General features: G+C 73.7%; 11 protein-coding genes. 5 read left to right on the top strand and 6 right to left on the bottom strand.

Annotated features, from left to right (window positions below):
* The first annotated feature begins 70 nt into the window (after positions 1-70).
* A complete protein-coding gene (locus ABD437_RS33895; RefSeq protein ID WP_344653051.1) occupies positions 71-796 on the top strand; it encodes a TetR/AcrR family transcriptional regulator in 726 nt (241 codons plus the stop codon).
* Here the strand turns inward: ABD437_RS33895 and hrpB are convergent.
* Complete coding sequence (hrpB, locus tag ABD437_RS33890; RefSeq protein WP_344653050.1) at positions 786-3,254, bottom strand: ATP-dependent helicase HrpB; 2,469 nt, start codon at positions 3,252-3,254, stop codon at positions 786-788. The two genes, ABD437_RS33895 and hrpB, sit on opposite strands and share 11 nt — an antisense overlap.
* A 24-nt stretch (positions 3,255-3,278) precedes the next feature.
* Between hrpB and ABD437_RS33885 the strand changes: the two genes are divergently transcribed.
* Both ABD437_RS33885 and ABD437_RS33880 read left to right on the top strand, forming a co-directional pair.
* The gene (locus ABD437_RS33885; protein WP_344653049.1) at positions 3,279-4,136 is read left to right on the top strand and encodes an ATP-grasp domain-containing protein; all 858 of its coding nucleotides are present in this window, start codon (positions 3,279-3,281) and stop codon (positions 4,134-4,136) included.
* Positions 4,137-4,146: 10 nt separating this feature from the next.
* The gene (locus ABD437_RS33880) at positions 4,147-4,692 is read left to right on the top strand and encodes a hypothetical protein (protein WP_344653048.1); all 546 of its coding nucleotides are present in this window, start codon (positions 4,147-4,149) and stop codon (positions 4,690-4,692) included.
* Here ABD437_RS33880 and ABD437_RS33875 read toward each other — a convergent pair.
* From ABD437_RS33875 to ABD437_RS33860, 4 genes are all read right to left on the bottom strand, one after another.
* Entirely contained in the window at positions 4,689-5,756 is a 1,068-nt protein-coding gene (locus ABD437_RS33875) for a TIGR03885 family FMN-dependent LLM class oxidoreductase (protein ID WP_344653047.1), read from the bottom strand. The genes ABD437_RS33880 and ABD437_RS33875 overlap by 4 nt on opposite strands.
* Positions 5,753-6,535 (bottom strand): SDR family oxidoreductase, encoded by a 783-nt coding sequence (locus ABD437_RS33870; protein ID WP_344653046.1) that lies wholly within the window; start codon positions 6,533-6,535, stop codon positions 5,753-5,755. Before ABD437_RS33870 ends, ABD437_RS33875 begins: the two co-directional genes overlap by 4 nt.
* 62 nt (positions 6,536-6,597) lie before the next feature.
* Positions 6,598-8,613, bottom strand: a complete 2,016-nt coding sequence (locus ABD437_RS33865) for a methyl-accepting chemotaxis protein (RefSeq protein WP_344653045.1) — start codon at positions 8,611-8,613, stop codon at positions 6,598-6,600.
* 58 nt (positions 8,614-8,671) lie between these two features.
* Positions 8,672-9,658, bottom strand: a complete 987-nt coding sequence (locus ABD437_RS33860; protein WP_344653044.1) for a glycoside hydrolase family 6 protein — start codon at positions 9,656-9,658, stop codon at positions 8,672-8,674.
* A 176-nt stretch (positions 9,659-9,834) separates the two neighbouring features.
* On the opposite strand from ABD437_RS33860, the gene ABD437_RS33855 reads away from it, so the two are divergent.
* The gene (locus tag ABD437_RS33855; RefSeq protein ID WP_344653043.1) at positions 9,835-10,239 is read left to right on the top strand and encodes a hypothetical protein; all 405 of its coding nucleotides are present in this window, start codon (positions 9,835-9,837) and stop codon (positions 10,237-10,239) included.
* On the opposite strand, the gene ABD437_RS33850 is transcribed toward ABD437_RS33855, so the two are convergent.
* Complete coding sequence (locus ABD437_RS33850) at positions 10,226-10,825, bottom strand: SecDF P1 head subdomain-containing protein (RefSeq protein ID WP_344653042.1); 600 nt, start codon at positions 10,823-10,825, stop codon at positions 10,226-10,228. The genes ABD437_RS33855 and ABD437_RS33850 overlap by 14 nt on opposite strands.
* Before the next feature lie 78 nt (positions 10,826-10,903).
* On the opposite strand from ABD437_RS33850, the gene ABD437_RS33845 reads away from it, so the two are divergent.
* Complete coding sequence (locus ABD437_RS33845; protein ID WP_344653041.1) at positions 10,904-14,080, top strand: AfsR/SARP family transcriptional regulator; 3,177 nt, start codon at positions 10,904-10,906, stop codon at positions 14,078-14,080.
* Positions 14,081-14,095: the final 15 nt, after the last annotated feature.

Raw genomic sequence — 14,095 nt, 5'->3', positions numbered from 1 at the left:
GTCGTTCGCTACATGACAGGTGTTCGCGATCGCGTTAGGCTGCAGGTCGCGTCACCAGAAGGAGGACCGGATGACTACCGCCCCGCTCACCCGCCGGGAACGGCTCCGGGCCGAGACGGTCGAGGAGATCCAGACCACGGCTCGCCGGATGCTGGTCTCCGACGGGTACGACGGGCTCTCGCTCCGCGCCATCGCGCGGGCGATGGGCATGTCGGCACCGGCCCTGTACCGCTACTACGCGAGCCGCGAGGAGCTGATCTCGGCTCTCGTCGACGAGCTGAAGATCGAGCTCACCACCGCGTTGGAGACCGTGCGTGACGCCCAGCCCGACCTGGTCGGGAAGCTACTGGAGTGCAGCAGGGAGTTCCGTCGCTGGGCGATGGCCCACCCGGCCGAGTTCACGCTGGTGTTCACCTCGTCGGCGATCGGGCTCGACCGGCCGCGCGAGGACGGCAGCGTCGACCCGACCGGCGAGCGGTTCGGCAACGTCTTCGGTGAGCTGATCACCGAGCTCTACCTCACCCGGCCGTTCCCGATCCTGGCCGACGACGAGATCGACACCCTGCTGAAGGACCAGCTCCAGGAGTGGAACGACTGCTTCCCGCAGCCGCTGCCGCTCGGCGTCACCCACGCCTTCCTGACCTGCTGGATCCGCCTGTACGGAACCGTCTCGATGGAGGTGTTCGGCCAGCTCAAGTTCGCGCTGTCCGACGCCGGCCCGATGTTCGAGGCGGAACTGCGCTCGCTCGGCGCCATGCTCGGCTTCGGCGGGGAGTACCGGCCGCCTAGCGCCTGACGTTCGTCCGGCGGGTGGCCACCGCCGTGGTCGGGTCCTCCGGCCAGGGGTGTTTCGGGTACCGGCCGCGCAGCTCCGCGCGAACGCCCGGATAGCCGTTGCGCCAGAACGACTCCAGATCGGACGTGACCGCGACCGGCCGCCCGGCCGGCGACAGCAGGTGCAGGCGCACCGGCACGCCGGAGACCGTCGGGGTCGCGGCCCAGCCGAACGCCTCCTGCACCTTCACCGCGAGCACCGGCGCGGACGGATCGCCGTAGTCCACCCGGATCCGGGACCCGCTCGGCACCTGGATCCGCTCCGGCGCGACGTCGTCCAGGTGCGCGGCCTCCGGCCAGGGCAGGAGTCGGCGCAGCGCGGTGCCCGCGTCGATCTTCTGCAGGTCGGCGCGGCGGCGCACGGTGGTCAGGTCCGGACCGAGCCAGTCGTCCGCCCGCGCGAGCAGCGACTCGTCGTCCATCGCCGGCCACGGCGGCCCGATGGCCGCGGCGCAGAACGCCAGGCGCTCCCGCAGGGCGCGCGCGTCGCTGCTCCACCCCAGCCGGTTGAGCCCTTCCTTCCGTACGCCGTCCCGGACGGCCTGCGCCCGGAGGTGGGCGTCCGGCTCCAGCGGCCGTTCGGCGAGCTCGATCGCGCCCAGACGGTCCACGGTGCGGGCGACGAGCTCACCGTCGTGCCAGCGCACCTCGTCCGCGGAGGTCAGCAGCGCGGCTCCGGCCTCCACCGCGGTGGCCTCGTCGATCGCGACCGCGAGCCGGATCCGCGCGTTGGCGTGCCCGGGCGAACGGTCGGCCACCGCGATCGCCAGCCACGCCGCCCCGGCCAGCCCGGCCCCGTCGCCCAGGTCGGCCGCGGTGCCACCGGCCATCAGGTACGTCCGCCCACCCTTCTGGCGTGCGGTGGCCAGGCGTTCCGGATAGGCCATGCCGACGATCAGCCCCGCCGCGAGGTCGTCGCCGAGCGCGCCGTCGCCCGCTCCCCGCGCGTCCGCGGGCACCGCCTGGATCAGGCGCTTCACCTCGTCGCGCCAGCGGCGGGCCAGCGCCGGGAGCGAGCCGTCGCGCAGCGCACGCCGGGCGGCGACCAGGTCACCCCGGTTGCCGGTGAGCGTGTCGTCGGCCAGGAGCGCGACGACCTCGGCGGCCCGGCGCTCCCCCACCGCGGGCGCACCGTCGAGGAGGGCACGCGCGAGACGCGGGTGGACACCCATCCCGGCCAGCACCCGGCCGCGCGGCGTGACGCGGCCGTCCGGGTCCACCGCCCCGAGCGCACGCAACGTACTGGTCGCCACCTCCATCGCGGCGGCGGGCGGACGATCGGGCAACGCCAGCCCCTCGCCGGTGGGCGTGCCCCAGCACGCGAGGTCGAGCGCGAACGCGGTCAGATCGGCCGAGGCGATCTCCGGTTCCGGCCACGGCGGCAACCGGTCGTGATCGGCCTCCGACCAGCAGCGGTACACCGTCCCCGGCGCTTCGCGGCCCGCCCGGCCGGCACGCTGGGTCGCGGTGGCCCGCGACACCGCCACCGTGACCAGCGCCCCGAGCCCGCGCCCCTGATCCAGCCGGGGCACCCGGGCCAGCCCGGCGTCAACGACCACCCGCACGCCGGGCACCGTCAGGCTGCTCTCCGCGACCGCGGTGGCCAGCACCACCCGCCGCGCCGACCCCGGCCGCAGCACGGCGTCCTGCTCGCGGGCGGGCAGGCGGCCGTGCAGCGTCACCACCGGAACGCCGACGCCGGCCAACCGGCCGGCCACCGCCGTGATCTCGTACACCCCCGGCAGGAACACCAGCACGTCGCCGTCGGCCTCACCGAGCGCCCGCCGCACCACCGCGGCGACGTGGTCGAGCAGACGCGGATCCGATCGGCCGACGAGCGGCACCGGCGGCGGGCACCACTCGGTCCGCACCGGGTACGGCGATCCGGGCACCTCGAGCACCTCCGCGCCGCCCAGCACCGCCGCCAGCTGCTCGGACGCCGCCGTGGCCGAGGTCGCCAGCAGCGCCAGATCGGGGCGCAGCGCGGCCCGGCTGTCGAGCGTGAACGCCAGCCCCAGGTCGGAGTCCAGGTGCCGCTCGTGGCACTCGTCGAGGATCACGGCGCTCGTGCCCGGCAGCTCGGCGTCACGCTGGAGCCGCCGCACCAGCACCCCGGTCGTGACGACCTCGACGCGCGTGCGCGGACCGACGTTCCGATCACCGCGGACCGTGTACCCGACGGTCTCCCCGACCCGCTCCCCCAGCAGCGACGCCATCCGCGACGCGGCCGCCCGCGCGGCCACCCGGCGGGGCTCGGCCACGACGATCCGGCCGCCGATCCGCTCGGCCAGCGCGAGCGGAACGAGCGTCGTCTTGCCGCTGCCCGGCGGCGCGACGAGCACGGCGGCCCCGCCGTCGGCGAGCGCGTCGACGATCCGCGGCAGCGCCGGACGGACCGGAAGGTCAGGGAAGTCACCCACGGTTCGCACCGTAACGTCGAGTCCATGCGCATCGTGTTGGTGACCGCCACCGAACTTCCGGTACCGGAGGACGTCGAGCTCCCCGTGCTGCAGGCGGCCGCGAGCCGCGCCGGCCTCACCGCGGACGTGGCCTGCTGGGACGACCCGGCGATCGAGTGGGACCGCTACGACCTGGCGCTGATCCGGTCGACGTGGAACTACCCGAAGCACCTCGAGCGCTTCCGCGCCTGGGCGGACGCGACCGCCGCCGTGACCCGCCTGGTGAACGGCCCGGCGATCGTGCACTGGAACTCGGTGAAGACGTACCTCGGCGACCTGGTCGCGGCCGGGGTGCCCACGGTGGCGACCACCTACCTGGCGCCCGGCGAGCCGGTGGAGCTGCCCGGCTTCGGCGACCTCGTGGTGAAGCCGACGGTGGGCTCGGGCGCACGCATGGCTCGGCGGTTCCGCGGCGGGACGCTGTCGGCGGCGCCGGCGCACGTCCGGTGGTTGCACGCCGAGGGACACACCGCGATGGTGCAGCCGTTCCAGCACCGGGTGGAGACCGACGGTGAGCGCGCGCTCGTCCACGTCGGCGGCGAGTTCAGCCACGCGATCGTCAAGGGCGCCGTGCTCTCGTCGGTGACCGGCGTGCGTGGTGAGACCGCGCATCCCGACGTGCGGCCGTACGAGCCGACCGCCGCCGAGCACGAGGTCGCGCTGGCCGCGCTGGCGGTCGCGCCGGAGGCGCCCCTCTACGGGCGGATCGACCTGGTGCTCGACGACACCGGCCGGCCGGTGGTCATGGAGGCGGAGCTGATCGAGCCGCACCTGTTCCTGCAGCACGCGCCCGGCGCGGCCGACCGGCTGCTGAGGACCGTAAAGGAGTTGCTCGCCGGGTGACCATTGAGGAGTGAAGGTCACTTTTGTACGGCTGCCCGACCACGAGTGGGGTCACGTTCTGATCGAACGTGACGACCACGTCGTGTACCGAATGCACGCCGGCCCGATCACGGCGGCGATCCCGCACGATCTGGTGCACTTCACGGTCGAGGACGCGCTGCGGATCGAGGACGGGATCTGGGGCTCGATCGCCGGCGGAGTGGTGTTCCAGAGCATGAAACACGTCTCCGGGCGGCGTCCGCCGCACGCCGCGGACCGGTCCGCGCAGCTGATCCGGGCGAACCGCGACCGGCTGCAGCGCGCCGAGCTGATCGGTGGCTTCATCGAGGCCGCCGCGCAGGCCGGCGCCGACCTGGACGCCCTCCGGCACCAGTGGTTCGCCACGCGATCCGAGACCCTCGACCTCCCGGCCGTGGAACTGGCCGTCGCCGCCCTGCACCGGGCCGAAGAGCGCTGGCGCGCCCTCCCCATCGGCGGCGAGCTGACCGTGACGTGGCCCGCTCACCGCCGACTTCCCGCGCTTCCGGCCGGGAAGAGGAGCAAGGCGCGCCGTTAGCTCACCGGTCGGCCGGTGGGCTGGGGGCCTTCGCCCGATGGGAGGCCGCCCGGGGCGCCGGACTCCTCGGGCTTCTCGTGCAGCGAGCGCGCCTCCGGCGCCTTCGTGACGTCGAGCTGCGGCAGGACCTTGGCCCCGAACGCGTCCAGGAACGGGTCGAGGTCCTGCCCCACGTGGTGCAGGTAGATGCCGTCGACGCCCAGCGCGGCGTACTCCGCGAGCCACCCCGTGTGCTGCCCGAGATCGGAGCTGACGTTCACGACCCGGCGCACCTGGTCGATGCCGACCTCCTCCGACACCACGTCGAAGTGGTCGGTCATGTCCAGGTCCCAGCAGACCGGCGGATCGAACACGTTGCTCCGCCACTGGTCGAGCGCGATCGCCTCGGCTTCCTCCGCCGTCTCCGCCCAGCTGAGGTGGATCTGCAGGTTGATCGGTCCGCGCCCACCGGCGTCGCGGTACGCGTCGATCATGCGACGCAGTTTCTCCACCGGGGCACCGACCGTGATCAGGCCGTCCGCCCACTCCGCGCACCACCGGGCGGTCTCCTCGCTGACCGCCGCGCCGACCAGTGCCGGCTCCACCTCCGGGCGGGTCCAGAGCCGCGCCCGGTCCACGGTGACCAGCCCGCGGTGGCTGACCTCCTCACCGGCGAGCAGCGCCCGGATGATGTCGACGCACTCACGCAGCCGGGCGTTACGCAGGTCCTTGCGGGGCCACGGGTCACCGGTGATGTGCTCGTTGCTGGCCTCGCCCGAGCCCAGCGCGGCCCAGAACCGGCCCGGGAACATCGCGCCGAGCGTGCTGATCGCCTGCGCGATGATCGCCGGGTGGTAGCGCTGGCCGGGCGCGTTGACGACACCGAACGGTAAGTCGGTGGCCTGCAGCGCGGCGCCGAGCCACGACCACGCGAACGCGGAGTGGCCCTGCCGGGCGCTCCACGGCGAGAAGTGGTCGGAGGACATGGCCGCGGTGAAGCCGAGCTGCTCGGCTTTGGTCACGGCAGCGAGCAGGTCGGACGGGTGGAGCTGTTCGTGGGACGCGTGCACGCCGTAGACGGTCATGCCCTCCTCGGTTCCCCCCGGACCCACTCGTCGAACGTCTCGCTGCTCTGCTGACCGACGCCGTTGCCGCCGAGCACCCCGGAGCGCATCATCGCGCCGGCCTTCCCCGGCAGCGGAACCGGGACGACGAACGCACGCACGCCGCGGGCCTTCAGCGTCCGGCGGGCCATGTCGGGCACGCTCTCGACCTTCGGCCCGAACAGGTCGGGCGCCCGCCCGCTCGGGCCGGCCTCCACCGCGTCGGCCAGCGCCTCGCCGACCTCGGCGACCGCGACCGGTCGGGTCACGAACGTCGGGATCGCCACGAACGGACCGAACTTCGTCTGCGTGGCCAGCTGGCCGGCGAACTCGTGGAACTGGGTCGCGCGGACGATCGTCCACGGCACGGGCCCGGCGATCACGGCCTGCTCCTGCGCCTCCTTCGCGCGGTAGTACGCGAACGCGGAACCGTCGATCGCGACGATCGAGAGCAGCACGTGGTGCGCGACACCGGCCTCGGCCTCGGCCGCCAGCAACCGCTCGGTGGTGCCGACGAACGCTTTCCGCGCGACCTCGTACGACTGGCTGGTGACGTTGAACGTGTCGACGACCGCGTCCACGCCCGCCACCGCCTCGGGGAGACCGGCGCCGGTGCTCAGGTCGGCGCGGTAACCGATCGCGCCGGGCACGTCGGTCGTGCCCGACCGGCTCAGTACCCGGACCGTGTGCCCCCGGCCGACCAGTGCGACCACCGTCGCGCGCCCGGCCGCGCCGGTGCCGCCCACCACCAGGACGTCCATCGTGAGTCCTCCTCGTTCGGGTTTCTCCGGATGGACGAACGGGAGGCCCACTTCGTGACACGTCAGACCAGCTGCGCTTCGAGGAACTCGGAGAGCGCGCCCGCGGCCGCCGGTGGCAGTGCCCGGAACTGGAAGACGACCTCGTCCGCGGACTGCCGGAGCAGATCGACGTCGAGCGGCGGTACGCCCGGTACCGGCACCTCCACCTGTCCGGTGGCGCCGGCGGGGAGAACGTCACCCGGCACCGGCACGGCACGCACGCCGCCCTGGCTCAGGTCCTTGATCCGCAGCTCGAGGCGGCGCCCACCACCGGTGAACACCAGCGTGCCGGAGAGCGGCACCCGTTCGTCGCCGCGCCGCTCCATCAGGTTGCGCAGGTCGCCGATCGCCCGGACCCGGTCCAGTGCGTTGGTGAGCTTCTGCTCCATGCCCACCACGGTCGCCCGCTGCTCGTCCGCGACGCCGAGGAGCGCCCCGGTCGCCTCGTCGACGCCGCCGATGCCCGCCGTCATCGCGGTGATCATGCTCGACACCGCTGTCGCTTCGCGTTCCAGGGCCTGGATCGTGCCGGTGATCTCGTCGGTGGAGTGGGCCGTGGTCGCGGCCAGGTCCTTGACCTCGTCGGCCACGACGCTGAAGCCCCGGCCGGCCTCACCGGCGCGCGCGGCTTCGATCGTCGCGTTGAGCGCCAGCAGCTTGGTCTGGTCGGCCACCGACGCGATGATCTTGGCCATCCCGGCGACCCGCTGCAGCCGCTCCCCGAGCGCCGTCGTCACCGCGTCGGCGTTGCTCGCGTCGGCCAGCAGCGACCGCAGCACCCCGTCGGCGGTGTCGACCCGCTCGTGGATCGACCCGGCCGACGTCCGTACCGCGTCCACGGCCACCGCGACGTCGTTGAGCTCGGCGGTCAGCGCCTCGGCGCTCTCCTCGATGAGCTGCTGGGCCAGTTGCCTGGCCTGCTTCTCGGCCCGCCGCTGCTGGGCGAAGTTCTCCCGGGCCTGCTGCTCGTGCTGCAGTTGCGCGGCTTTCAGCGCCTCGTCCTGCTCGATCAGGCGTTCCCGGGCCTGCAGCAGCGCGCGGCCGATGTCACCGAACTCGTCCCGGCCACCGGGCAGTTCGTGCCGGCCGTAGTCGCGGTCGGCGATTGCGCGCACACCGGACAGGGCCAGTGCGACGTCGTGCCTGCTGCGCCACCAGACGGCCGCGGCGAGCCAGAACGCGAGCGCGAACCCGACGACCGTGGTCGCGAGCACCCGGGTCCGGTCGTCCTTCAGGCCGTCCGCCCGGGTCCGGAGCAGCCCGTCCAGCGCCTGCTCCGACGCGTCGATCGCGCCCTCGGCGGCTCTGGTCACCCCGGCGACGTCGGCGCCGGGTGTGCCGAGCGCGGCCGTCAGGCGTTTGGCCAGCGCGGCCGCTTCGTCGGCGAGGCCCTGGAGGCCGGCCAGCCGGGGTTCGAGGCCGGTCGATTTCGTCTGCGCGACCGCGGTCTTCACGTCGGTCTCGAGCGCCTCGGCGGCGGTCGACAGCTGTCCGGCCAGCACCGCCCTGGCCGCGACGAGGTCGGCGCTGCCGGTCGTGCCGGTCGCCGCGGACGCGGCCGCGGCGGCCTCGAGGATCCGCGGTACCTGCACGACCTGGCTGTCCATGACGTAGAACGAGTCGAGGTCCGGGTCGAGGATCAGGTTCGACGCGTTGCCGGTCTCGGTGACGAGCGCGCTGAACGCCTGGGCCGCGGCCAGCCGCGCGGCCGGGGTGTCGAGGCCCGCCGACACCGCGTCGCTGACCGCGTTCAGCTCGTCTTCCAGGCCGAGCGAGGACTCGTCCCGGATCGCGGCCAGGTTGACGTCGTTGCCGCCCACCGCGGCCGCCATCGCGTGCAACGTCGGCCGGAGGACGCGGACACCGTCGCGTTCCGCGGTCGTGAACGCGATCTGGTCGCTCTCCCGGAGTGCGTACTCAACGGTCGCGATCGCGCCCGGGACGACGAGCAGCACGATGACGAGCGTCAGCCGGGCCGTCGTCCGCAGGCGATCGAGCAGGTTGAGCACCGGGCGCAGGCCGACCGGAGCGTCACGCATGCCGTCCCATCGGCCGCTGGCGGCCAGGCGTGAGGATTTGACCCGATCAAAACCAGGTTCAGACGCCCTCGGCCAGCGCGGTCGCCAGGTCGGGGACGAACGTGCCGGCGTTGGCGGCACAGCCGTCGGCCTCGCCGGGGCGCTTCACCCAGAGGAACGCCGCCACCTCGTCGTCCCCGGTGTCCAGCGTCGGCGTCCGGCCGAGCTTGCGGCCCGCCGGGTCGCACCACTCGTTGTCGGCGGCGGCACCGGCACCGTTGCGTGAGGTGTCGACGACGATCTTCTTGCCGTCGACGCCGAGCCCGTCGAGGATCCGCTTGCCGTACGCGACCTCCTCGTCCGTGGGACGGAAGTTCGAGACGTTGAGCGAGATGCCGGATCCGTAGTCGTCCGCACCGGCCGCCTCGAGCCGCTTCGCCATCTCCGCCGCCGGCTTCCACTTCGAGTTGCCGGCGTCGTAGTAGACCTGCGCCTTGGCTGCTTTCTCGGTGATCGTCCGGGCCGCGTACGTGATGAGCTCGTTGCGCTCGCCGCGCTTGGCCGCGTCGAGGCAGTCGACCTGCGCCAGCGCGTCCGGTTCGAGCACGACGATCGAGGGGTCCGGCCCCAGTGCGGCGGCCACGGCGTCGATCCAGGCGCGGTAGGCGGTGCCGTCGGGCGCGCCACCGGCGGCGGCCCCACCGCAGTCGCGGTCGGGGATCGCGTACGCCACCAGCGCGGGCACCTCGCCGGCGGTTTTCGCGGCCGCCACGGTCTGCGTGACCTGAGTCGTCGCCTTCGCCGGGTCGTCGCCGCCGGTGATCCAGACGGCCTGCGGCACGCTCGCGATCTTCTCGTTGATCACCGTCGCGTCCGGGTCGCCCTGGTTCGCGGTCACCCAGGCCGCGGCCTGACCACCGTCGTCGTAGAGCGGGCCCTGCAGTTTCGGCACCGAGATCGAGCGGCGTTCGGGCTCCGAACCGCCCCGGAGTAACAGCGTGGTGACGCCCGCTCCGAGCATCACGACCACCGCGGTCGCGAGCAGAACAACTCGATGCCGCCGCATGCACTTCCCCCCGGTTGGGAACTCTTCAACTCGCTAACGGTTTAACGTGAACGTCCGTGCCCTCCGCCACGTAGTGCCGGTTACCGGTCGGTGGCGCAGTCGTCCGGTAGCCGCTGCGCCACCGACCGGCCGGTACGGCAGACTGGCCCGCCACGAACCAGAACCGAAGGAGCGTCGTGACCGCGAGTCCCACGTGTGAGGAGAGCGTCGTCGCGGCGCTCGGGTGGCACGGTTCGCCGGTGGAGGGCGTCCGGGTCCGGAACACCGACCTGACCGTGGTGGTCTCCGACGGCGAGGACGGGCCGCCGGTGCTCGCGGGGGTGCTGGTCCCGGTGCGCGGGTCGTGGCGTCAGGCGCTGTCGATCGCGCGGGCCTGCCTGGCGTTCGCGCCGGTCGCACTGGTGCTCCCGGAGCCGCCGAGCGAGCTCTGCCGGCTCGAGTGCGGTTACGCCGACGTCGGCATCGTGGTCGACGGTGGCGTCGTCGCGCCGGCCAGGGCCCACCGCCCGGTACGCAGCACCCGCTCGACGTTCGACCGGGTGCTGTTCGGCGAGTTGGACCGCGTGCTCACCGCTTCGTGAGCTCCGCGAACATCGCGTCGACGTCCTTCTTGGTGAAGTCCCCGGCGATCGGCAGCTCGCCGCCGGTGATCGGCTCCTTCACCGCCGGAGCGGTGAGCACGGTGCCGTCGAGCACCAGCGCGATCCGCTCGTTCTGCGTCGTCAGTGCACGCAGCGCCACCGTGTCGGCGCTGGAGAAACGCAGCCGCAGCACCCACTTGCCGTCCTGAACCGCGGTGGTCGCCGACTCGACGACGGTCACCACCATGCCGCCGTCACCGAGCGTGAAGCACCCGGCGAAACGGCCGGGCGTGCCGCCGTCGGTGCATCCGCTCTCGCTGGCCTTGACCACCGGTGCGATCCGCAGGTCGGCGGCGAGGTTGCCGGAGTAGCTCTTCGCCACCGGTTCGGCCGAGGCGGGCTCGGCCGAGCGCCAGAACGAGAGCCCGGCCAGCAGGATCGTGGCCATCGCGACGACCAGCATCGCGACCGAGACACCGGCGAGCGCCACGATCGTCCGCTTGCCGCTCCCCGGGCGCGGGCCGATGCGGTTCGCGCCCGGATCGGTCTCGGGGGCGGGAACCAGCACGCTGTTCGTCTGTTCCACGTATCCCATCCTGCACACTCGTGTCACCCGTTTACCACCGCCCACCGAATTTGACCGCCTTACGGAAGAATCGCGGGCGTGCGGTTCGGGATCCTGGGGCCGATCCAGGTCGAGACGGCCGACGGACGAACGGTCCCCGTCGGGGGTTCCCGGCTGCGCGCCGCGCTCGCCGTGTTACTCACCGAAGCCGGGCGGATCGTCCCGGCCCAGCGCCTGATCGACGGTGTCTACGGCGACGCACCTCCGGCGGGGGCGACGAACGCGTTGCAGTCACAGGTCTCCCGGCTCCGCCAGTTGCTCGGCGGCGCCGCGGTCGTCGAGTTCCACCCCGCCGGTTACCGGCTGGCCGTCGATCCCGACCAGGTCGACGCCCATCGTTTCCGCCGGCTCGTCGCGGCGGCCGCGCGCGTCGCCGACCCGGTGGCGCTGCTCGACGAGGCGCTCGGCCTCTGGCGTGGTCCGGCACTGGCCGACGCCGGCGACAGCACGCTGATCCGGGCGACCGCCGCCGAGCTGGACGACGCCCGGCTGTCCGCACTCGACACCCGCATCGCCGCCCGGCTCGAGGCCGGCGACGTCTCCGACGACCTGGTCGCCGAGGTGCGTGCGCTGGTCGGCGCGCACCCGCTGCGCGAGCCGTTCCGGGTCCACCTGATGCGTGCGCTGCACGCCACCGGTCACAGCGCCGCCGCACTGCTCGCGTTCGAGGACGCCCGCCGTGCGCTCGCCGACGAACTGGGGGCCGACCCGTCGGCCGAGCTCCGCGAAGCGCACCTGGCCCTGTTGCGCGGGTCCGAACCGCACACCTCGGCGCCGCGACGGCGGCCCACGCCGCGCACCCCGGCGCCGCGAGGGCTGCCCGCGCAGCTCACCAGCTTCGTCGGCCGCGAGCACGAACTGGCCCGCCTCGCCGACCTGCTCGGCGACCAGCGCCTGGTGACGCTCACCGGCCCCGGCGGTGCGGGCAAGACCCGGCTGGCGATCGAGGCCGCCCAGCGGCACCCGGCCGAGAGCCACCTGGTCGAGCTCGCGACGGTCACCACCGGCGCCGAGATCGAACAGGTCGTGCTCGACGCGCTCGGGTTGCGCGACAGCGGTCTGCGGCCCACCTCGCCGGCCGCGCACCCGCTCGATCGCCTGATCGCCGCGCTCACCGACCGGCCGGTCCTGCTCGTCGTCGACAACTGCGAGCACCTGGTCGACGCCGCCGCCACGCTCGTCGACCACCTGCTGCGCCGGTGCCCGTCGCTGCGTGCGCTGGCCACCAGCCGCGAACCGCTCGGCATCACCGGGGAACACCTGCTGCCGGTCCGTGCGCTCGGCCTGCCCGCCGACGGCGATCCGGTGGAGCGCGTCCGCAGCGCACCGGCCGTGCGGCTGTTCGCCGAGCGCGCGTCGGCGGCGCTCCCCGGTTTCACCGTCGACGCCACGAGCGCACCGGACGTCCTCCGGATCTGTCGTACCCTCGACGGTCAGCCGCTGGCGCTGGAGCTGGCCGCGGCCCGGCTGCGCAGCCTCTCCCTCGGTGAGGTGGCGTCCCGGCTCGACGACCGGTTCCGGCTGCTCAACCGGGGCGAGCGCACGGCTCCGGCCCGGCACCGCACGCTGCGCGCCGCGATCGAGTGGAGCTGGGATCTGCTCGACGACGCCGAGCGGACGCTGGCCCGCCGGCTCACGGTGTTCGTCGGCGGCGCCACGCTGGAGGCGATCGAGCAGGTGTGCGGGCCGACCGACCCGGACTCGCTGTCCGGACTGGTCGACAAGTCGCTCGTCGAGTTCGCCGACGGCCGGTACCGGATGCTCGACACGATCAGGGCGTTCGGGCAGGAGCGGCTGGCCGAATCCGGGGAGCTCAAGCAGCTCCACCGGGCCCACACCGAGTACTTCCTCGAACTGGCGCTGACCGGCGACGCGGCGCTGCGTACCGCCGAGCAGTTGCGGTGGGCCGCCGTCCTCGACCGGGAGCGGGAGAACCTGCACTCCGCGGCCCGCTGGTCGGGCACCGCCGACCCGGCGTCCGGGCTGCGCCTGGCCGCCGCGCTCGCGATGTACACCTGGATCCGGGGGCGGCGCGGCGAGTTCGCCGCGCTGGCCCGTGACCTGCTCGAGTCGGTCGGGCCGCGGCCACCGCACGGCCTGGAGGAGGAGCACGCGATCTGTGCCCTGGCGGCCCGGCTCGGCGGCCACGACGGCAACTGGTCGACGGGCCACGCGAGCTGGCTGGCGAACCCGAACGAGCTGTACCGCCCGCCCCGGCTGCCGTTCCTGAACGCGCTGACCGCGCTGAGCGCCGGGCCACCCGCGGACAGCGAGTACACGAAGTTGGAGAACTGGTACCGGGCCTCCGACCTCGACCCGTGGACGGCGGCGCTGCAGCTGTTCGGCCTGGCGTACATGCGCGCGATGACCGGGGACCTCACCGAGGCCGTGGCCAGCCTGGAGGCTTCGGCGGCCGGGTTCGGGGCGATCGGCGAGCGGTGGGGCCGGACGATGGCGCTGACCGAGCTCGCCGACCTCGCCGAAGCCCGCGGTGACCAGGACCGCTTCCTCGAGCTGAACGAGGAGGCGATGCGCCTCGCGGTCGAGCTGGAGTCCGACGAGGACCGCGCCGGCCTGTTCTGCCGCCGCGCCACCAACGCCGCCCGGTTCGGCGACCTGGACACCGCCGACGCGCTGTACCGGCGCGCGGCCGAGCTCGGCAGCCGGGCCGGCGTGTCCGACGTGCAGGTCAGGGCGCTCGCCGGGAGCGCACACGTGCGGTGGTTGCGGAGCGACGTCGAGGGTGCCCGTCGGCAGTACGAGCAGGGGCTGACCGAGCTCACCGGCGCCGGGTACATCGCGGACGAGTTGCGTGGGCTGCTGTCGATCGGGCTCGGCTGGGTGGCGTACGCGACCGGCGACGTGGACCGGGCCCGGGAGCGGCACCGGTCAGCGCTGGTCACCGGCGCCCCGTCGTACTCGCCGGTCACGGGCGACGTCGCGGAAGGGCTCGCCGCGGTCGCGCTGGCCGAGGGTGACGCCGCCACCGCGGCGACGCTGCTCGGGCTGGTGCCGGTGTTGCGTGGCGGCCTGGTGGCGAACTTCCCCGGGTTGCCGCCGATCGCCGACGCCGCGCGCGAGGCGCTCGGCCCGTCCGGGTACGACCGGGCGTACGGCCTCGGCGCGGCGCTCTCCCGGGACGAGGCGACCGATCTGCTGAACCGTCCCCCGAGCGAGCTACCCGAAGGTGTCCGTCGTGGAGGGACGTGCGGGTAGGGCCGCTCTCGCTAA

The organism is Cryptosporangium japonicum, from assembly GCF_039524755.1.
In the GTDB taxonomy this organism is placed as follows: domain Bacteria; phylum Actinomycetota; class Actinomycetes; order Mycobacteriales; family Cryptosporangiaceae; genus Cryptosporangium; species Cryptosporangium japonicum.
The sequence above is the reverse complement of the archived record's forward strand: the minus strand, read 5'-3'. Positions and strand labels throughout refer to the sequence as shown.

Excerpts from the sequence above, each read along its gene's own strand:
- ABD437_RS33860 (WP_344653044.1), bottom strand. The coding sequence starts at position 9,658 with ATGCGGCGGCATCGAGTTGTTCTGCTCGCGACCGCGGTGGTCGTGATG.
- ABD437_RS33875 (WP_344653047.1), bottom strand. The coding sequence starts at position 5,756 with ATGACCGTCTACGGCGTGCACGCGTCCCACGAACAGCTCCACCCGTCC.
- ABD437_RS33895 (WP_344653051.1), top strand. The coding sequence starts at position 71 with ATGACTACCGCCCCGCTCACCCGCCGGGAACGGCTCCGGGCCGAGACG.
- ABD437_RS33865 (WP_344653045.1), bottom strand. The coding sequence starts at position 8,613 with ATGCGTGACGCTCCGGTCGGCCTGCGCCCGGTGCTCAACCTGCTCGAT.
- ABD437_RS33870 (WP_344653046.1), bottom strand. The coding sequence starts at position 6,535 with ATGGACGTCCTGGTGGTGGGCGGCACCGGCGCGGCCGGGCGCGCGACG.
- ABD437_RS33885 (WP_344653049.1), top strand. The coding sequence starts at position 3,279 with ATGCGCATCGTGTTGGTGACCGCCACCGAACTTCCGGTACCGGAGGAC.